This is a genomic window from Serratia sp. P2ACOL2, from assembly GCF_003691565.1.
Classification (GTDB): Bacteria; Pseudomonadota; Gammaproteobacteria; order Enterobacterales; family Enterobacteriaceae; genus Serratia; species Serratia liquefaciens.
The window spans coordinates 2169706-2188529 of sequence record NZ_CP033162.1; the positions used below are offsets into that span (position 1 = coordinate 2169706).

At 56.4% G+C, this 18824-nt stretch carries 25 protein-coding genes; 7 read left to right on the top strand and 18 right to left on the bottom strand.

Features of this window, described 5'->3' with window-relative positions; translation table 11 throughout:
- Positions 1-53: 53 nt before the first annotated feature.
- The 11 genes from EBA31_RS26775 to EBA31_RS10760 form a co-directional block, all read right to left on the bottom strand.
- Positions 54-215, bottom strand: coding sequence for a hypothetical protein (locus EBA31_RS26775; RefSeq protein ID WP_162302882.1), 162 nt, complete (start codon positions 213-215; stop codon positions 54-56).
- Positions 212-1129, bottom strand: coding sequence for a DNA cytosine methyltransferase (locus EBA31_RS10720; RefSeq protein ID WP_122078938.1), 918 nt, complete (start codon positions 1127-1129; stop codon positions 212-214). The genes EBA31_RS26775 and EBA31_RS10720 overlap by 4 nt, the downstream gene beginning before the upstream one ends.
- Complete coding sequence (locus tag EBA31_RS10725; RefSeq protein WP_122078940.1) at positions 1122-1478, bottom strand: hypothetical protein; 357 nt, start codon at positions 1476-1478, stop codon at positions 1122-1124. The genes EBA31_RS10720 and EBA31_RS10725 overlap by 8 nt, the downstream gene beginning before the upstream one ends.
- Entirely contained in the window at positions 1475-2296 is an 822-nt protein-coding gene (locus EBA31_RS10730) for a Dam family site-specific DNA-(adenine-N6)-methyltransferase (RefSeq protein ID WP_122078943.1), read from the bottom strand. Before EBA31_RS10730 ends, EBA31_RS10725 begins: the two co-directional genes overlap by 4 nt.
- A gap of 3 nt (positions 2297-2299) precedes the next feature.
- Positions 2300-2518, bottom strand: a complete 219-nt coding sequence (locus tag EBA31_RS10735) for a TraR/DksA family transcriptional regulator (RefSeq protein WP_006324706.1) — start codon at positions 2516-2518, stop codon at positions 2300-2302.
- Positions 2518-3243: a hypothetical protein gene (locus tag EBA31_RS27070; protein WP_238387453.1), complete on the bottom strand. Its 726-nt coding sequence runs from the start codon at positions 3241-3243 to the stop codon at positions 2518-2520. Before EBA31_RS27070 ends, EBA31_RS10735 begins: the two co-directional genes overlap by 1 nt.
- A 19-nt stretch (positions 3244-3262) precedes the next feature.
- Positions 3263-3406: a hypothetical protein gene (locus tag EBA31_RS26780; protein ID WP_162302883.1), complete on the bottom strand. Its 144-nt coding sequence runs from the start codon at positions 3404-3406 to the stop codon at positions 3263-3265.
- Entirely contained in the window at positions 3403-3600 is a 198-nt protein-coding gene (locus EBA31_RS10745) for a hypothetical protein (protein WP_122078946.1), read from the bottom strand. Before EBA31_RS10745 ends, EBA31_RS26780 begins: the two co-directional genes overlap by 4 nt.
- Positions 3601-3889: 289 nt before the next feature.
- The gene (locus EBA31_RS10750) at positions 3890-4153 is read right to left on the bottom strand and encodes a hypothetical protein (RefSeq protein WP_122078949.1); all 264 of its coding nucleotides are present in this window, start codon (positions 4151-4153) and stop codon (positions 3890-3892) included.
- Positions 4150-4356: a DUF4761 family protein gene (locus EBA31_RS10755; protein WP_122078951.1), complete on the bottom strand. Its 207-nt coding sequence runs from the start codon at positions 4354-4356 to the stop codon at positions 4150-4152. Before EBA31_RS10755 ends, EBA31_RS10750 begins: the two co-directional genes overlap by 4 nt.
- Positions 4353-4685 carry a Cox family DNA-binding protein gene (locus EBA31_RS10760; protein WP_122078954.1) on the bottom strand — a complete coding sequence of 111 codons (333 nt, stop codon included), beginning with the start codon at positions 4683-4685 and terminating at the stop codon, positions 4353-4355. Before EBA31_RS10760 ends, EBA31_RS10755 begins: the two co-directional genes overlap by 4 nt.
- Before the next feature lie 94 nt (positions 4686-4779).
- Here EBA31_RS10760 and EBA31_RS10765 point away from each other — a divergent pair, with 94 nt between their 5' ends.
- Both EBA31_RS10765 and EBA31_RS10770 read left to right on the top strand, forming a co-directional pair.
- The gene (locus EBA31_RS10765; protein ID WP_122078956.1) at positions 4780-5082 is read left to right on the top strand and encodes a helix-turn-helix transcriptional regulator; all 303 of its coding nucleotides are present in this window, start codon (positions 4780-4782) and stop codon (positions 5080-5082) included.
- Positions 5083-5169: 87 nt separating this feature from the next.
- Positions 5170-6177 (top strand): tyrosine-type recombinase/integrase, encoded by a 1008-nt coding sequence (locus EBA31_RS10770; protein ID WP_122078958.1) that lies wholly within the window; start codon positions 5170-5172, stop codon positions 6175-6177.
- A gap of 99 nt (positions 6178-6276) precedes the next feature.
- Here EBA31_RS10770 and EBA31_RS10775 read toward each other — a convergent pair whose 3' ends face one another.
- Complete coding sequence (locus EBA31_RS10775) at positions 6277-6456, bottom strand: hypothetical protein (RefSeq protein ID WP_020826507.1); 180 nt, start codon at positions 6454-6456, stop codon at positions 6277-6279.
- A 462-nt stretch (positions 6457-6918) separates the two neighbouring features.
- On the opposite strand from EBA31_RS10775, the gene EBA31_RS10780 reads away from it, so the two are divergent.
- Together EBA31_RS10780 and EBA31_RS10785 are read left to right on the top strand one after the other, a co-directional pair.
- Positions 6919-7401: an anti-virulence regulator CigR family protein gene (locus tag EBA31_RS10780; RefSeq protein ID WP_122078960.1), complete on the top strand. Its 483-nt coding sequence runs from the start codon at positions 6919-6921 to the stop codon at positions 7399-7401.
- Between the two features lie 112 nt (positions 7402-7513).
- The gene (locus tag EBA31_RS10785; protein WP_046373789.1) at positions 7514-8044 is read left to right on the top strand and encodes a chorismate mutase; all 531 of its coding nucleotides are present in this window, start codon (positions 7514-7516) and stop codon (positions 8042-8044) included.
- A gap of 12 nt (positions 8045-8056) precedes the next feature.
- Here EBA31_RS10785 and EBA31_RS10790 read toward each other — a convergent pair whose 3' ends face one another.
- The 4 genes from EBA31_RS10790 to hutC all read right to left on the bottom strand — a co-directional run bounded on the left by EBA31_RS10790 (position 8057) and on the right by hutC (position 12812).
- Positions 8057-9592 (bottom strand): serine hydrolase, encoded by a 1536-nt coding sequence (locus EBA31_RS10790; protein WP_122078962.1) that lies wholly within the window; start codon positions 9590-9592, stop codon positions 8057-8059.
- 281 nt (positions 9593-9873) lie between these two features.
- Positions 9874-10677, bottom strand: coding sequence for an N-formylglutamate deformylase (gene hutG / locus EBA31_RS10795; RefSeq protein ID WP_115059045.1), 804 nt, complete (start codon positions 10675-10677; stop codon positions 9874-9876).
- A complete protein-coding gene (gene hutI, locus EBA31_RS10800; protein WP_122078965.1) occupies positions 10674-11897 on the bottom strand; it encodes an imidazolonepropionase in 1224 nt (407 codons plus the stop codon). Before hutI ends, hutG begins: the two co-directional genes overlap by 4 nt.
- 159 nt (positions 11898-12056) lie before the next feature.
- Entirely contained in the window at positions 12057-12812 is a 756-nt protein-coding gene (gene hutC / locus EBA31_RS10805) for a histidine utilization repressor (RefSeq protein WP_020826513.1), read from the bottom strand.
- Between the two features lie 176 nt (positions 12813-12988).
- Between hutC and EBA31_RS10810 the strand changes: the two genes are divergently transcribed.
- The 3 genes from EBA31_RS10810 to EBA31_RS10820 all read left to right on the top strand — a co-directional run bounded on the left by EBA31_RS10810 (position 12989) and on the right by EBA31_RS10820 (position 16002).
- Positions 12989-14359: a formimidoylglutamate deiminase gene (locus tag EBA31_RS10810; protein ID WP_116690670.1), complete on the top strand. Its 1371-nt coding sequence runs from the start codon at positions 12989-12991 to the stop codon at positions 14357-14359.
- Positions 14359-14922, top strand: a complete 564-nt coding sequence (locus EBA31_RS10815) for a HutD family protein (protein ID WP_122078967.1) — start codon at positions 14359-14361, stop codon at positions 14920-14922. Before EBA31_RS10810 ends, EBA31_RS10815 begins: the two co-directional genes overlap by 1 nt.
- A gap of 78 nt (positions 14923-15000) precedes the next feature.
- Positions 15001-16002: a LacI family DNA-binding transcriptional regulator gene (locus tag EBA31_RS10820; RefSeq protein ID WP_122078969.1), complete on the top strand. Its 1002-nt coding sequence runs from the start codon at positions 15001-15003 to the stop codon at positions 16000-16002.
- Positions 16003-16058: 56 nt separating this feature from the next.
- On the opposite strand, the gene EBA31_RS10825 is transcribed toward EBA31_RS10820, so the two are convergent.
- Together EBA31_RS10825 and EBA31_RS10830 are read right to left on the bottom strand one after the other, a co-directional pair.
- Entirely contained in the window at positions 16059-17501 is a 1443-nt protein-coding gene (locus tag EBA31_RS10825; RefSeq protein WP_122078972.1) for a glycoside hydrolase family 32 protein, read from the bottom strand.
- Complete coding sequence (locus EBA31_RS10830; protein ID WP_122078975.1) at positions 17498-18757, bottom strand: MFS transporter; 1260 nt, start codon at positions 18755-18757, stop codon at positions 17498-17500. The genes EBA31_RS10825 and EBA31_RS10830 overlap by 4 nt, the downstream gene beginning before the upstream one ends.
- Positions 18758-18824: the final 67 nt, after the last annotated feature.

Sequence of the window (18824 nt, forward strand, 5' to 3'; positions counted from 1 at the left end):
CGCTGCCCGGATAGGGTAGCGGCGGGGTTGGAGTTATGCGACCACGGGCAGGTCTACTCATTCAGAAAATACCAACTTGGCCCGACGCTGCAGCCCTTGATGATGCGGCGCGTCAGTTGTTTCTTGCGATGCATGCGCGCAGTAGTGGCGAAAATATGCTGACAAAAAGTGCTGCCATAAGCGGCTTCAATGGCGGCGGCGATAGGTGTTTTCATGCCTGAGCCTCCAGCGCTGTGATGATCTCGCACATGGCTTTCGGAGGTACGGCATTGCCCGCCATGTGAACGCACAATTTGTGCGACGGCGGTTTGATGTAGTCGTCAGGAAAAGACATTGCGAGCATGTTTTCGTCTTTGTTCAACATGCGCATGCGATCACCGTCGACTACCGCCCACCGATCGCGGGTTGTGATCGTGCCGATGGGGCGGGAAAGGGAACGTCCGGTTTTAGTGTTGCCGTAGTAGCTAAAAAGGAACCTTTCGCCGAACTGTGCGCGGCCATTTTTAACCCGCTCAAGTGTTGCAGCAGCACGACCCGGTTTTTCGACGGGCTGCCAGTGGCTGGCTTCGAAGTCGATAATTGTGCTGGCCGGCACATGTGGCATTTTGGGGAGTTTCAGGAATAACGGTTTTTTGCTGCGGGTGCCAATGATGAACAGGCGCACGCGATTTTGAGGAACGCCGAGATCAGCACAGTCAACGATGTGCGGTGCGAGCGAATACCCTAATGCCTGCATCGCCGCTTCCCATGCTGGGTAAAGCTCCCATTGGAGGAACTCCGGCACGTTCTCGACGATGATTTTCGGCATTTTGTGGTATTCCGCAGCGGAAACTACCGCCCATGCAGTGGACCGGCTGGCGTCATGCTGTGCATTTCCCGCTTTCTTTCCGCGCGCCTTACTGTGGCCTTGGCAGCATGGTGAGGCCATCATCAGATCATGCTTTGGCATCAGCGACCAATCGGCCTGATGCAAGTCCTGGCAAACATGAATTGCGCCGGGGTGATTCCGTTCATGGGCATCAACTGCGGCAGGCCAATGATTGCCTGCCCAAACCACTTCGGCACCTGCCATTTTTGCGCCAGTAGATGAACCACCTAAACCAGCAAAGAGATCGCTTGCTTTAATCATTTGAGCGCCTCTCCGGTACTGCTGCCAACATGGCGGCATAGATGTTGCCGAAGTTCACGCAGAAACTTTCGTCGGAACCGAATGACACATCGTCACAGTCCATGGCGGCGGCGATCATTTCTGGTGTTGGCTCCAATGGGACGACCTTCCAGCCATTCGGAGAATAAGCTCCTTGAATTTTCTCTTTCACCTCTCGCAGGGAGTTGCGTGTTTCGAAAACCACAACGCCATTCTGCAAGGTGACTTTTGCCCCTTGCTTGCCCAAGTGATAACCGTGCATATGTGGTTCAACTGAAGCGATCATGCTGATATCGACTAAACATTCCCCGATTTCTATTAACTTATTCACGCTGATGCCCTCATGGTTGCGATGATCTCGCCTGCTGTTGCGCGGCTGGCAGCTTTGGCGCTGACAGAGCGGCGGGCGGTGATCGAGGTGATAGCGAAATCGGCGTACAGCGCCTTGGCTGCATCCGTCTCGCTGTTCGAGGCCACGATGTGGCGGCCCAGCTTGGCGGCGATACGAAGCATGCGCGCCAGCTTGCGCTGCTGTTCGTTGGTAAAGCCGTCAGTGTGATAGCTGGTAAAGCTGGCGGTTGCGCTGACAGGGATGTACGGCGGATCGCAATAAATCACGTCGCCGGCCTGGGCCATCCTGATCGCCTCTGGGAAACTGCAGCACAGGAAAATGGCTTTCTTGGCCTGTGCCTTTTCCGCGAAGGCTCTGATCTCGTCTTCTGGGAAGTAGGGCGCTTTTCGATGACCGAACGGCGAATTAAACTCGCCGCGCAGGTTGTAACGGCAAACGCCGTTGTAGGTGTGGCGGTTGAGGTAAAGGAACTGCGCTGCGCGGTACAGGAAATTGCTGTCGCAGCGCAGATTGAAATCGGCCCGCACGGCGTAATATCCAGCCTCGCTGGTGTGCTCCTTGAACAAGTTGCGCGCTTCACGGATCAGGACGTCCGGAATATTTTTAGCGACGTTGTGGAAGTTGATCAGATCGCTGTTGATATCGCACAGCAGATAACTGTCATAGTCGGTGTTGAGGAACACCGCACCGGAACCGACGAACGGCTCAACCAGGCGCCTACCTTCCGGCAGGTGCTGGCGCAGTGTGTCGATAATGCGGGCTTTGCTGCCCAGCCATTTAAGGGCGGGTTTGTTCATGGCTTACCCCTTGATATGCCGTGATTTGGCTTCGTGAATTTCCTGACAGGTAACGCAGCGCGTTACGCCATGGATAGCGGCGCGGCGCGCTTCAGGTATCGGCGCGTCGCAGGCTTCACAGATGAATGCAGAAGGCCCGCATTGCTGCGGGCGAGCGTTGGCGATTTGAGCAGCGAGGGTCAGTTCAACCTGCTCCTGCGCAATATCGATCTGGTCAGCCATTACCGTGGGGCTCCGGTGACTTTAACCGCAGGAACTGCCGGACGTTCTGCATAGGGGAGGTTGATCAGCACACGAATTGCCATCGCGCCGACCTGGGCGGCCTCACGGCGCACCGCTTCAAGTGAGCCGTTGTTGTGGTGGTACTCGATCGCGGCCTGGGTAAGCTCGCCAGCCTCTTCGTTGAGAATGGCTGTAGCGTGAACGACATCAGCGGGCCATGATGGATGCTTGCTCTCAGCGGCGGTTAACTCCTCTTTGATCTGGGAAATTGCTTCTTGGATGATTGCGGTGGTGATGGGTTCTCGATTTGCCAAATAAAATGACAGGTCTGTCAGATAGCCTGACCGAATGCCTTTCGCGTAGTATTTTCTAAAATACGTGCGCAGGTCTTCGATTTTGACAGCGTCGAAATCTGCAAATAACCTGACCTCAGGTTTATTGTGATCCTGAGTGCGTCGTAATGCCTGATTCATCTGGCTAATAAATGCTACTGCCTTTTCCCACTCGCTCTCGCCCTGTGACTTTTCCAGCCAGTTTGGGTCTATGAAGTGGAAGGTATTAACGATATTTAACCAGGCAGCCTTATATTCTTCATGTTGCTCTGTATTCTCAATAAAACCGATAGCCTGACGTAATTCAGAAGTCATCCACTCGTTAGGCGTAGTCGCATTAATATAACCAATGACAGCTTGTAGACCGAGAATAGTATTATTTTTGTCGCTCATAATTTCACCTTTAATGTGATTAATCGTAATTACGCTGTTCTGGCTGCAAACACTGCCGATTGAATGCACGGCAGAATCTGCAATAGCGGTAGGAGAACCAACCGACCAGACCAAACGCGATAACCGCCCAGACGGCGGCAAGGGTGAGAAAGAACGCCATCATTGCGGCTTCCTCGCTTCTGGTGCGCCGACAGACCGGCGAACACTGATCCAGTCTTTCAGCGTGGAAAAAATCTGTTCACGCTGGGTCTTATCCGCGGCCAGGCGATCAAGTTTGCTTTCCAGTAGTTCAAGCAACTGCAATCGCTCAGAGCGGCGGGCCTCGATAAACGCGGCGTGTAAATCGTCGTCTTGCATAAGCCCCTCCTAAATTCAGGGTGTAAGAAACCCGCCACCTGAAAGGCAGCATTTTTTATTACTGGTGATTTATATATTTCAGTAAGCACTGATAAATACTTACTGAAATATGTGCCGGTATTTCCATGCCGGCACATGGTGATGGTAATTATCCGCTCTATTGCAGCCCATTTATTTATTAGGGCGCGACCGGATGTTTAATTACCTATCTGGGAGCACACCCCGCGACGCCCATCGCCCACACATTAATGGAAGGGGTGCGCTCTCAGATAGGGCCGGGCGTACCCGGCTATGATGAAATACCCGGCTGTGGAATGTCACCGTTGTTGCAGCGCATGATCAACCGATCAATTACCTCAGCTGCCGGGCCATCGCCTGCGGCTCCTGCTGTGCTCATCAATCCGGTAAGGCCGATGCACAGGCGGAAAGCGTAATCGTTAAGTGATACCTGGCGAACCTCTGGCGCGGTGGCGGTTGCCATCTGCAAATTGGCCGCTTTGGTGTGGTAGTGCTGCAGCAGTTCTTCAATGAGAATTCTGTAAGGCTGTTTCATATGTTTCCCCGCCCTTTAACCATTTTGTCCACGGTGCGCATAGCTTCTGCCAGCGCGAAATCACGACCGAAATAATCCCCGTTACTCATCAGCTGATAGGCCGTGCGGCTCGTTTCGCTATGGCGTGGGCACTTATGGATAGTGAACCCGCGATAAACGAAGGTGTGCTTCGACAACTGAATCAGAGCATGCGGGCGGTTCATGCTGCTGGCTCACTATTGAACATGTTTACCCCCATGTCGTTAGCCAGCTTGTTCGCCTTTTTAATCCAACCAGCTCGCCAGTCCTGGCGCTCCGGTGGCAATTTCCCGGTGGCTTCGTGAACCATTTCTAACCACTCATTCCACAGAATGAAAAGCCGGCGGGTGCTACCTTCAGCGCCGAGCACCTCACGTTCGGTAACCATCGGTAACAGGCGACGGTCCATCATGTGACGAACTGCTGATGCAGTCTTGCCGGTACGGCGGGAAAACTCATCTGCATTGATTGGGTCGGGAATCTTAAACAACGCGCTCAAAACTGCATCTTTCATGTGATAATCTCCATCTTTGGGGTATTACTCGATTATTTACCCCATTCATGCGGTTTGTATAGTGATATTACGATCGATATAGGAGATTTGCAATATGCATATGACAATTGGCGTCAAACTTAAGCTTATGCGCGAAAGTGAACGCCTAACCAGTCGTCCGGAAGTAGCTAAAATGCTTGGCATTGGGAACGATGCGTTGTGGCGCTATGAAGAAGATAAAACAGTTCCAAACACCGAAGTGATCACGAACATCCTTAATCATCCGAGGTTCGAAAAATATGCCCTATGGTTCATTACCGGAAAGATAGCCCCTGAATCCGGTCAAATCGCACCGGTTCTCGCACACTTTGGGCAAGAGAAAGAAAGCTCTCAGCGCTCAGACCAAAAGATTGGTTAAGTATTCATCTTGCTTATCTATATGAAAATTATCGCGTAACTGCCTGTTACGTTGTGAGAAATAATGTGTTTACCGGAGGTGTCAGCTATGACCGTTAAGCTGCTCGAAGGTGGACGCTATAAAGTGGATATTCGACCGCGTGGAACGGCAGGACGCCGTATCCAGCGAGTATTTGACAAGAAGGCTGATGCTGTTGCTTTCGAAAAATATGTTGTCAGCAACATGCATAACAAAGAGTGGCTGGATAAACCGGCAGATCACCGGCGGTTAAGCGAGCTGCTTGCCAGGTGGTGGGAACTTGAAGGGCGCAGCCATAAATATGGCGAGAAGCGGCAAGTTGAGCTTGAGAAGCTGATCAGCGATATGGATAACCCGCGGGCCTCGCAAGTGGCAAAAGGCTTTATCACTGAATACAGGTCGCAACGATTGTTCGAAGGAATTAAAGCCTCAACAATCAATCGGGAGTTGACGACGCTGCGGAGTATGTTCCGCGTGCTGATTGAGGCGGAAGATTATCACCATGAAAACCCGTTAAAAGGTATTCCGATCTTGAAAGAAGAGAAGCCGGAAATGTCATACCTAACGGAGGGGGAGATAACCCGCTTGCTATCAGTCTTGTCAGGTGATGCCCGAAGGCTGGCCGTTCTGTGTTTAAGTACCGGTGGCCGCTGGGGCGAATCACAGAACATGCTGGCTCAAAATGTTATGCATGGGAAAGTGACGTTCACGAAGACTAAAAACGGTCGGGCTCGGACTGTCCCGATTTCTGATGAGGTGATGAGGTATGTCAAAACTAAGGGAACGGGGCGATTGTTTGAGGTGAACTACATGGATTTTCGGGAGACGCTGAAGGCATTAAAGCCAGATCTCCCGAAGGGGCAGGCGACCCACGTACTGCGGCATACGTTTGCGGCTCATTTCATGATAAATGGCGGAAATATTCTTACTTTAAACAAGATATTAGGCCACTCTACGATTGAACAAACGATGGCTTATGCGCACTTTGCGCCAGACCATTTGAACGATGCGATCGCGCTGAATCCTTTGCGGACTGGCATCCATATTTCATCCATCGATATGGTGAATGCTGGTTAACGCCGATACCCCAAGAATTCAGCAACCCCTTGATAGCTCGGAAAAACCAAAGTTTATCAAGGACAGAAAACCCCGCTTTGGCGGGGTTTTTTTTCGTCATCACTGCGCTTGTTCACCGGGCAGATGCCGCACCGGCATAAATAATCGTCCTTTGATTACGTGGCATTCATTATCGATCCAATTGATGATTTGTTCACGGCTAACGCCTTCGGATTGTGCGTAGCGGTGAAGATCGCCATTAAAGTGCTGTGTGATGTATTCCATGAGGGTCATTTGCATGTCTTTTGCTCCTGAACGCCCACCCGTTGCCAACTGGCCACCGCGGGAGGTTAAGGTTTCTCAGACGCCGAATTTAAAGTATTGGCAACCAAATCTCAACAAAAAGCACCGCGGTGGTGCATCGAATGTCGATTCAGCTGCAAAAAAGAATCCCGCACGGAGAGGCGGGAAGGGTTCAGTGTTATCACTTTGGGTGATAAAAAGATGATTTGAGGTGCGACGAAAAAGAGCGGGCTAACTCTTTTTTGTGACAATTCCAAACTACTGCATGGCTTATTTCGCTGCAAGAAAAATCTTAGGCCGGAATTCGGTTTTTTCGAATAGTTTTGCGCTGGGATAATCTTCTGTCATTTGGCCTGATGCCGATCTCTGTATGGCACCTAACTCTCAGAGTTTTCCTCATGCTTTGTGCGGAGAATTGTGCCTATAGTGAAGGTAATAACCCATGCAGGAAGTAACAAAATGAGCAAACGTCGTACTACTTTCACCGTATTGGCGCTGATTGTTTCTCTGGGGCTGTCATCCGCACCGGCGCTGGCCGATAAAGGCGGCAACGGTAACGGCGGGGGTAACGGCCATGGTAACAGCGGCAATCACGGTAATAACGGTAATAACGGCAACAATGGCAAGCATGGCAATAAAGCCAAAGATAACGATGGCGACCGTGGGCTGGTTTCCGTCAGTTTTTCCCATGAGCGGGCACGTTCTCTGGCCTTGAACTATGGTCTGACCGGCTACCGTTCTTTGCCACCGGGGATCGCCAAAAATCTGGCGCGTGGCAAGCCTCTCCCTCTTGGCATCGCCAAAAAAATGGTGCCATCCTCCATGCTGCACGATCTGCCTTATTATCCAGGCTATGAGTGGCGCATTGCCGGTAACGATCTGGTGCTGGTGGCGTTGAGTACCGCACTGGTTGCCTCGGTGATCAACGGCGTGTTTGATTGATTCCCGCTGACTCTGCTTTAAGGGCCCCGCTTCGGTGGGGCTTTTTATTTGCCTGCAACGGGGGATCGTGGTGAACTCTTTTCCTGTAATTTTGGTGCATAAGGAAATTGTGATGTTCAGGATGTTATTGATTGCCTGCTGCCTGGTCAGTTTTTCCGCTTTGGCCAACGGAGGGACGGCACTGGGTGAACTGGTCAATCAGCGTCTGGGTTATATGAAAGACGTTGCTGGCTATAAGGCGCAGCAGCATTTGCCGATCGAGGATTTGGCGCAGGAGGCGAAGGTACTGGCAAGCACGCAGGCAGAGGCGGGGCGCTTAGGGCTGGATCCGCTTTCGGTTCGACCGTTTATCATCGCGCAAATGGACGCCGCCAAGGCGATTCAATACCGTTACCGCGCGGACTGGCTGGCGCAGCCGGAAAGCGGCTGGCAGCCACGGCCGTTGGAACAGGTGCGGCCGCAAATTGCTGAGCTCAGCAGCCGAATTTTGCAGCGACTGGCTCAGGAATTAAAAGCCGGGGCGCTGACGGAGAGTGCGCGCAGTCATTTTATTCAGGCTATTGATCAGAACAACCTCAGCGAGGCCGACAAGCAGCGGCTGTTTACCGCCTTATTGGCCGTCAGGGCCGCCAAGGCGGGGTGATCCCGGCGTCCGCTAATCGCGGCCGACGCTGCTGCGCTGGAAGGTCAGCACCCGGCTGCGATTGGCAATCAAATCTACGCTGTAGCCGCGGAAATAGAGGCAAAAGCGTTTCAACCACGGACCGTCGCTGCTTTCGACCAGCATACGGCCCTGGCCCAGCGAACTGATCTTCCCGGTTTGCGATGCCGGGCCCACGCCAATGTGAACCCGATCGCCGCAGATCTCGAAGGCGGTGCGGTACTGCGGGTGGTACCACAAGCCCTGCACGTGCTTCAGGCAACCGCGGTTTGGTGTGACGGGCAGAAAGCTGCGCGGCACGTGGCACACTTCACCTTCTACCGCTTCACCGGTCCATTTCAGCCGCATCGGCATATGAGCGGAAAGCGACACCGCATAGCCGTCATCGGCCTGATACAGCGCCTCTTCACTGCCCAGATAAGCGACGTTGCCGTCTTTCACTTCCAGCCAGTAAGGATCTGCCACCGTGGTGTAAATGCCATCAGGAATGGCGGTGCTGCGTTTCGGCAGGGCTTCACCCAGCAAGGCGGCCATCACCTGCAGTGCCATGTCGAAACTGTCGCAGTCCTCCCGGTTAGCCACCACAACGACACCGGATTGCCGGTCGGGTGCCAGCAGGAAATAAGTTTTGTAGCCGGCATGCGAACCGCCGTGGCCCAGCAGACGGTGTTCGCCGAGCGGCGTTTGCGCCAGCCCCAGCCCGTAAGCGCTGACCTGCCCTTGGTTGAGATGGCGTGGGGCACTCAGTTGCGCCAGTACGCCACGGCCAGGGCCTTGATTGGCCAGCAGCGTTTGCAGCCAGCGAGTGAGGGCATTGGCGCTGCCGGTCAGGCTGCCGGAGGCGGAAAGGTGCAGACCGGCGCAGGCCAACTGCCAGCCCTGTTCGGAACGCCAGTAACCGGGGGCAAGCCCAGGCACCACGTCATACCAGCTTTCCGGTGCCCGCAGTTGCACCTGCAGCGGCTGGGCAATGTGCTGCTGAACCAGTTGGTCGAAGTCATAGCCTTTGGCCTGTAGGGCCGCTTCAACCAACCGGTAGCCAGTATTGGTATAGGTGATTTCGCTGCCGGCCGGGTAGTTCAGCCCCTCTAGTCCCTGCAGAAACTGCATGACTGGTTGTGCTTCGCTGCGGGTATGCACCGAAATGCCCAGCAGCCCCAGTGTTTCACGTACGTCAGGCAGCCCGCTGGTCATATCCAGCGCCTGGCCGACGGTCACATTTGCCAGCGGCTTTCGCAGCTCAGGCAGCAAGTCACCCAGGCGGTCGTTCAGGCTCAGGGCCTGATCCGTAGCGTTGAGCGCCAATGTGGCGAAAATATGTTTGGTGACGGAAGCGTAGCGCACCAAGGTGTCTGCGTTAAAAGGGGTATTTTGCGCCATATCGGCTCGCCCGGCATAGGCAGTTGCGCGTACTTGTGCGGCATCGAACAGGGTAATAGCGCCACCGGGTTGGTTGTCGGACTGCCAATCGGCCAGCAGCCTGTCAGCGACGGCCTGCGCGGCGCGCCAGTTCAGCGGGATTTCGGACATAGAGGGCCTCCAGAGTATTTTTTATTTATTTGTGCCTTGATGGGCTTTTCGCCAGATTGTGGCGGACCGCGCAAACGGCGGGCCGCTGTTTTGTGCGCTGTTCCGACCAGATTCACTGATTTTCAGTCAAAATTGCGATGCAGTACGCAAATTGAAACGGAAGCAACAAGGAGGCAAATTGTGTGCCGCAACGTCAGGGCACTAAAGCGGGAGAGTGCTTGCTTTAAGGCTTGATTGTCGCAGGGCAATTAGCGTTGCCCTACGACAGGAGGAGAAAAGGATCAACGCAGTTGACCGCCACCGGAAAGCAGGCTGTCGATCATCTGTTTTAGCAGGCGTTGCAGAGATGCGGCACGCTCGGGCTCAAACGCATAGGGATACTGTTCGGACATGTAGTTCACCTGCGCCAGCTCCAGTTGAATGGCATGCTGCTGCTCTTGCGGACGGCCATAAGCCCGAGTGATGTAACCGCCTTTGAAACGGCCGTTAAGCACATGCGTGAACTGCTGTTGCTGTTCGCAGCAGGCGACCAGACGATCGCTCAGCGCCGGGGCGCAGCTTTCGCCCCCGTTGGTGCCCAGGTTGAGGTCTGGCAGCTTACCGTCGAACAGACGTGGGATAACGGAGGCAATGGAATGGGCGTCGAACAGCAGCGCGTAACCGTGCTTGGCTTTCAGGCGCGTCAGTTCGTCTTGCAACTGTTGGTGGTAAGGTTGCCAGATCTGTTCCAGATAGCCGGTGCGCTCCTGGTCAGAGGGGGCTTTACCCGGAAGGAAGCTCGGTCGGCCGTCAAACAATACGTCAGGATACAGACCGGTGGTGGCGGTAGTATAAAGCGGTTTGTCGTCGGCTGGACGGTTCAAGTCGATAACAAAGCGCGAATAATTGCCGACCAATATGCTGGCACCCATGGCTCGAGCGAAATCGTACAGCTGTGGGATATGCCAGTCGGTATCGGGCAGTGGCCGTGCATCGTCGGTCAAGCCGGCTTCGACGGCCGGTGTCAATCGGGTACCGGCATGGGGAATACTGATCAGCAGCGGCAGGCTGCCGGGGTGGAAATCAAAAGCATCGCGAATGGTCATTGACGTACTTCTCCTCGGAAAATCACCGTACAGGGCAGTTGACCGCCCAACCAGTAAGCCAGTTCAGCCGGACGGGACAGCGGCCAGTGCACAAAATCCGCCAGCTTGCCGGCTTCCAGCGTCCCCTGGCTTGCCTGCAGGCCCAGCGCCTTGGCCGCATGCACCGTGACGCCCGCCAACGCCTCTTCCGGCGTCAAGCGGAACAGCGTGCAGGCCATGTTGATCATCAAACGCAAGGACAACGCCGGTGAGGTACCCGGATTCGCATCGCTGGCGATCGCCATGGCTACGCCGTGTTTGCGGAACAGCTCTACCGGTGGGCATTGGGTTTCACGCAGCAGGTAATAAGCGCCCGGCAGCAGCACCGCAACGGTGCCTGCATCGCCCATTGCGCGCGCATCCTGTTCGGTAGCGTATTCAAGATGGTCGGCGGAAAGGGCATGGTGCTGCGCTGCCAATTCACTTCCGCCCAGGGCAGAAAGTTGTTCCGCGTGCAGCTTAACGGGCAGACCGGCTTTTTCCGCTGCGGCGAACACTCGCGCCACCTGCGCCGGTGAGAACGCCAGATGCTCGCAGAAGGCGTCAACCGCATCGGCCAATCCGGCAGCGGCAGCCTGAGGAATAATGGTGTTGCACACCAGATCGATATAGTCGTCGGCGCGATGAGCATATTCCGGTGGCAGCGCGTGCGCCGCCAAGCAGGTGGTTTTCACTTCAACCGGCAACAGTTCGCCCAGCTTGCGCGCCACGCGCAGCATTTTCAGCTCGCTTTCCGGCGTCAGCCCGTAACCAGATTTAATCTCCACGCAGGTCACGCCTTCCGCCAGCAGCGGTCTCAGCCGGAACAGCGCCTGCTCCAGCAGCAGTTCTTCGTCGGCGTCACGGGTAGCCTTGACGGTCGAAATGATGCCGCCGCCCTGGGCGGCGATATCGGCGTAGCTTACGCCATTCAGGCGCTGCTCGAATTCGCCGCTGCGGTTGCCACCGAACACCAGATGGGTATGGCAGTCGACAAAGCCCGGCGTGATGATACCGCCGTCGAATTTCACGGTTTCATCCGCTATCAAGTTTGCCGGTAACGCCGCATGTTCACCCAGCCAGACAATCTTGCCGTCACGCACGGCGATCGCGCCGTTGGTGATGGTGTGATATTTACCGTCGCGCATGGTGACGACGTCGGCCCCGTGCCACAGGCTGTCGCAGTGAATCTCAGAGGTCATGGCTTTTCTCCGCCGGAGCCGTGGCTCCCACATGGTTGTATATACAATTAAAAACAACCTAGCGCATTCATCGGGTTGTCACAAGGGGCGGGATAAAAATTTGTTATCGGGATGTGATCGTTGTGGAAGAGCGGGTACCAAAACGGCACCCGCAGGGGATCAGACTTCGCTGGTGAAACGGCCGAACAGTTGATAACGGCTGCCCGGGTACAGCAGGCGTGCCGACGTGACCACGGTTTTACCGGACCAGGTGCGGCGGTGGATCAACAGGCCGGGTTCGTGGTCTTCCAACTGCAGCAGTTCGCGCTCCTGGCGGGTCGGCACTACCGCTTCGACGATGTGTTCGCCTGCGGTCAGCGGCGCGGCCTGCGTCAGATAGATATAGGGCGTAACGCGGTCGAAATCCTGTTTCATGTAGTCGGGGGCGATCAGGGGATTCACGCAGCGATCTTCCACCTGTACCGGCAGATCGTTTTCGTAATGCACAATCTGCGAATAGAAAAGTTGCTGGCCCGGTTGAATGCCCAGCGCCAACGCTTCTTCCTCGCTGGCCGGTCGCGCTTTCAACTGCAGGATTTTGCTGCTGTGGCGATGACCCCGGGCGGCGATTTCGTCAGCGATGTTATGCACTTCCAGCAGCGCGGTGTGCGCTTTAGCTTCTGCGACGAAGGTGCCGACGCCCTGCATGCGGATTAAATAACCTTCGGTGGTCAGTTCGCGCAAGGCGCGATTAATGGTCATCCGGCTGACGCCCAATTCGGCGACCAGCTCACTTTCCGAGGGGACGCGTTGGTGCGGCAACCAATGACCTGCACGAATTTGGTTCACGATCGCCTGCTTGACCCGTTGATATATTGGGGCGGGGGTATCGCTCATTGCAGCAGCCAGTTGCAGCACGGTCTGTTGATCAACCACGACGTTAACCTCGTCAAATAAAAAAATAATAACATCAGTTTACTGTTGATGTCGGCGTATGTATATGTATATACAACTAAGGGCCGGTCCGCCACAGCAATGCGCTGGGCCCGTATATTTTCGGATGCGCGATTATCGCGCGTTATTAGCCGTTACACTAACAGTGGAATACTGCCATGCCTGCATATTTTGCCTCACGCGCTCTGCTTCCTGAAGGTTGGGCGCATAACGTCCGGTTGGACGTGGATGCGCAAGGTTACCTGACTCAGGTGACTGCCGACGCCGATCCCGAAGGTTGCACCCGTCTGCACGGCGATGCGGTGCCGGGCATGCCAAACCTTCACTCCCACGCCTTCCAGCGTGCGATGGCCGGGCTGGCGGAGGTGGCGGGCAATCCGCAGGACAGTTTCTGGACCTGGCGCGATCTGATGTACCGCCTGGTACAGCGTTTAACGCCGGAGCAGGTGGAGGTGATCGCCCGCCAACTCTATATCGAAATGCTGAAAGGGGGCTATACCCAGGTCGCCGAGTTCCACTATCTGCATCACGGCGCCGACGGTCTCCCTTATGCCGATCGCGGCGAAATGACCGGCCGACTCAGTCAGGCGGCGGCCCAGGCGGGGATCGGCATGACCCTGCTGCCGGTGCTGTATAGCTATGCGGGATTTGGCGGCCAGCCCGCTCAGCCGGGGCAAAAGCGTTTTATTCAAAATGCGGACAGCTATCTGGAGCAACAGCAGACGATCGCGCGTCAGTTGGCAGAGCAACCGTTGCAGAATCAGGGCCTGTGCTTCCACTCGCTGCGTGCGGTGGAACTGGGCCAGATGCAGCAGATCCTGGCGGCGTCGGACAGTTCGCTGCCGGTACATATTCATATTGCCGAGCAGCAGAAAGAGGTCAACGACTGTCTGGCCTGGAGCGGACGTCGCCCGGTAGCCTGGCTGTACGAGCATCTGCCGGTGGATCAGCGCTGGTGTCTGGTACACGCCACCCACCTCGATCGTGACGAGCTAGAGCAGCTGGCACGCAGCCAAGCGGTAGCCGGCCTGTGCCTGACTACCGAGGCCAACCTGGGCGACGGCATCTTCCCCGGCGACGCCTATCTGCAACATCAGGGGCGTTGGGGCATTGGTTCTGACAGCCACGTATCGCTCAATGTGGTGGAGGAGCTGCGCTGGTTCGAATACGGTCAACGCCTGCGCGATCAGCGCCGTAACCGGCTGACCACGCCGGAGCAACCGGCCGTGGCTGACGTCCTCTACCAACAGGCGTTGCAGGGTGGGGCACAGGCCTGCGGTGCACCGATCGGTCGGCTGCAAAGCGGCTACCGTGCCGACTGGCTGGTGCTGGACGGCGACGATCCGTACCTGGCAGCGGCGCCGGACGCCTCCATCCTCAACCGCTGGCTATTCGCAGGGGGTAAAGAGCAGATCCGCGATGTGTTCGTCGGTGGACGACAGGTGATCGAGCAAGGGCGTCATGCACTGCAGCAACGCAGCAGTGCCGAGTTCTTGCAGGTGTTGAAAACCTTCCAGCAGGAGGCGTGATGAACCTGACGCGTTTTGATTTTGCTTCACTGTCGGTCACGCCGTGGCGCAATGGCGGTGGGGAAACCCGAGAGATCGCCAGTTGGCCTGTGGGCACCCAGGATTTCGACTGGCGTGCCAGTATCGCCACCATCGCGCAAGACGGCCCGTTCTCGGCCTTCAACGGCATAGATCGTTCGATCACGCTGTTGGAAGGCGATGGCGTGCATTTGTTCAGCGCCGGGCACGTTGACCATCATTTATCGCAGGTTGGCGAACCGTTCGCCTTCTCCGGCGATGTGGCGTTGGGCGCGACCTTGTTGGGCGGCAGTAGCCAGGACTTCAATATCATGACCCGTCGCGGCCGCTGGGCAGCCGACGTGCAGCGAGTGACTAAGGCAATCGAGCTGCCGACACCGCATGCCGGTGTGCTGTACGTGCTGCAGGGACGCTGGTTGCTGGCGGATGGCGTTACCCTGACTGCACGCCAGGGCGGTTGGTGGCCGGCGGGCGAGTTTAGCGGGACGCTGGCCCCTCTGGAGGAAGATAGCGTCATTCTGTGGGCCGACATCACAGCCTGCTAAACCGGGCTAGAGTCCAGCGCTAAGTTGTGGGATGATCTGTACTTCTATCCCACACTTATCCCAGATTGAGAAGGGCGCATGGCCTCGCTGAAAGACGTTGCAAAACTTGCCGGGGTATCCCTGATGACGGTATCCCGCGCCATCAACGAGCCCGATAAGCTGCGGCCGGAAACCTACCAACGCGTCAAACTGGCGATCGACCAACTGGAATACGTGCCCGATCTTGCGGCGCGACGCATTCGCGGCGACAGCAGTCGGGTTCAGACCCTCGGCGTGCTGGCGCTGGATACCGCGACAACCCCCTTCTCGGTAGAGATGATCCTGTCGATTGAAAAAACGGCGCGTGAACACGGCTGGAACAGCTTCGTGGTCAACCTGTTTGCCGACGACAGCGCGGAACATACCGTAGATTTGCTGCTGGCACACCGGCCGGACGGGGTGATATTCACTACCATGGGGCTACGCCAGGTAGATATACCGGCCAAGTTGCTGGATAAAAAACTGGTGCTGGCCAACTGCATCAGCCCGGAACACCCGGTAGCCAGTTACATTCCCGATGACGAGCAGGGCCAGTATGACGCCATGCGTGCTTTGATCGCCAAAGGCTATCGCGCACCGCTGTGTATTCACCTGCCGGAAACGACCCTGGCGGCCGGGTTGCGCCGTCGCGGGCTGGAGCGCGCCTGGCGTGAAGCGGGTGGAGACGTCGATCAATTACGGCAATATCATCTCGATCTGACCGAAGGCGACGAGCATTACCGCGACAGCGTGGCATTGCTGGAACGGCACTTCTCGCCGGGGCGGCGCGACTGCGATGTGGTGGTGTGTGGCAACGATCGGGTGGCGTTTTTGGTGTATCAGGTGTTGCTGGCGCAGGGCTGGGAAATCCCGCAACAGGTCGGGGTGCTGGGCTACGACAATATGGTTGGTATTGGCCAGTTGTTCCTTCCGCCGCTGACCACGGTGCAGTTACCGCATTATGAGCTGGGCCGACAGGCGGCACTGCATCTGATTAATCAATTGGATCACAGCGACAGGGTGAAGGTGGCCTGCCCGTTATTACTGCGTGGGTCGCTGTAACCCAACAGGGCGCAGTTTATTCACCGCCGCGCCCTGCACATTGAGTTGGTCTCAGATCACTCCCAGATGTTTTCCAGTTCCCAGGCCTGTGCCGCCCCAAACTGCGCCAATCCGCCTTCGGCGAACAGGGTGACGCTGCGTTGCCCGTCGGTTGGGTAGATACGGCTGGTCAGGCAGGCCTCGCCCTGATTAACGAACACTTCCAGCGATGAGCGGTCGATAAAGACGCGCAGCGACAAAATGTCCGCCTCAGGCAGCGGCACGCTGCGGCAGCCGCACAGGCCCGGATCTTCACTGAAACGTTCCAATACCAGTCGATGCGTTTGATTATCGACGTACAGCCGTGCGGCGGTGCCTATAACGATGCCGTAGCGCTCTGCATCGCTGGCGGCGACGTTTAGCGTCAATGTCAGTTCTTGCACCCCGTCAGTCAACACCTGCCGCTGGTTACGTACAGACACGGCGTCAAACGACTGTTGCTCGCCGCGCAACGCTGTCAGCTCACGCGCCGGACTCATCAGTACGTTGCCTTCACATGACAGCGTCAATTCACGGGGCAGGGTGAGTGCACCGGCCCAACCGTGGGGTTTGCTCGGCATAGGCGATTCCCACATGTCCATCCAGGCGAACAGCATGCGGCGACCGTCGGCGGCGGTGAAGGTTTGCGGTGCGTAGAAATCGTGCCCGCCATCCAGCTCGCAGAATGACTGGGTGACGCTGAAATCCTCATCGGGCCGCCAGTGGCCGAGCAGATAGCCGCTCTGGAAGCGGTTACGATTGCGATAACCCTGCGCTGTCAGTCCCTGCGGCGAGAACAGCAGAACCTGCTTTTCAGCGAGCGGGAAGAAATCCGGACATTCCCACATATAGCCCTGGTGCGGCGATTGTGCCCCCGCCAGGACGCGATCGAACTGCCAGTCGCGCAGGTCATTCGAACGGTAAAGTCGAGCCTGGCCTAACCCGTTTTCTTTGGCGCCCACCACCATCCACCAGCGATCAGCTGCACGCCAGACTTTCGGATCGCGAAAGTGCTGAATGCCTTCCGGCGGCAGCAACACCGGCCCGTGTTTGACGAAATTTACGCCATCTTCGCTGGTGGCCAGGCATTGCACTTCGCGTACCTGGTCGTCATCGCCTTCTTTGCCCAGCCAGACGTGGCCGGTGTAGAGCAGCGTCAATACGCCGTTGTCATCCACCGCACAGCCGGAAAAACAGCCGTCTTTGTCGTAGCTTTCGCCGGGAGCCAGGGCGATCGGCTGATGCTGCCAATGCGCCAGATCCCTGCTGGTGGCGTGGCCCCAATGCATGGGGCCCCAGTTTTGGTCATAGGGATGATGTTGATAGAACGCATGGTAGACGCCGTTGATGTACACCAGACCGTTGGGGTCGTTGATCCAACCGGCGGCCGCCGCCAGATGAAATTGCGGATAGTAATCGTCCTGACGTTGCGCGCGCAGCGCTTCGACCGCGTGATCGGCTTGAGCTAAAGCATTTTTCATTGGGTTGGCTCACTTGATTTTATCGTTGATTGAAATTGGGGCGTGCGGGCGACGGTTTCGCCGCGCAGCAGGAAGCAGGAAATCAGCGTGGTACCGGCTACTGCGCAGCCCATCAGCAAATAGGTGTCGGCAAAGCCGATACGGTCGTAGCCGTAACCGGCGAGCGGCGCCAGGATGCCGGCGACGATCTGGCTGATAAACTGGAAGCCCACCAGATACAGCGTCGAGGACAGGCGGCTGTCAAAGCGGGTGGTGATGTATTTGAACATTGCCACCAGCAGGATAGGCAACTCCACGGCGTGCAGCAGTTTCATGGCGGAAATCATCAATGCGCCGCTGGCAAAGCCGGAACCGAACATGCGCAGTGCCATCACGCTGCTGGCCAGCAGCAAGCTCTGTTTGATGCCGATGCGATTGACCAGCAGGGGGGCCAGGAACATGCCGCCAGCCTCCAGAAACACCTGCAGCGAATTGAGGAAACCGTACATGCGGTTGCCTTCTTCGTGCGTTGCGAACTGCGAGGCAAAATACACCGGGAATTGCTGGTCAAATACGCCGTAGATGCTGGTACCGAGTACGAACACCACCAGTGCCCAAAATCCCGGCAGGCGCAGCAGCGCCAGCGCGTCCTGCAGCTTCAGATTTTCCGGTTTGCCGTATTCCAGACCGGCCATGGCGTTGGGCTTCAGTTCGCGCACCTGCCACAGCAACAGCAGAAATATCGCCGCCGAGGCCGAGGCGATCCAGAAGTTGATATTCGGATTGATGTTGTAGATGAAGCCGGCGAAGAAGGTCGCGCTGGCCCAGCCCAGTGAACCCCACATGCGGGCCCGGCCAAATTCAAAACCGACGATCCGGCTGACCCTTTCGGTATAGGACTCCAGCGCGCCAATGCCGGCATTGAACGCCAGGCTGACGAACACGCCGCCCACCAGCGCACCGGCCACCAGGTTGGTTTGCAGCAGCGGGGCGTAGACGTAGATAAAGAACGGGCCGGTCAGCAACAGCAGCACGCCGACAAACAGCAGCAGATGCTTACGCAGCCCGAGCTTGTCCTGAATAAAACCGTACAGGGGCTGTGCGCACAGCGCCATGATTGACATCGCCGAGAAGATCAGGCCGGTTTCCGTGCCTTTCAGGCCGATCTTTTGGTTCAGCCAGATGGAGATCAGAGAAAAACTGGATGACCAGGTGAAGAAGAAGAAAAACAACAGGCCGCTGAGAAGCACATAATATTTTTTTGTTTCGCGGTTCATGGGGAATGCCCTGATGGATGAAATTGGCTCTATTGTTAACGTTAACTTTAAATCAAATAAAGCCGCC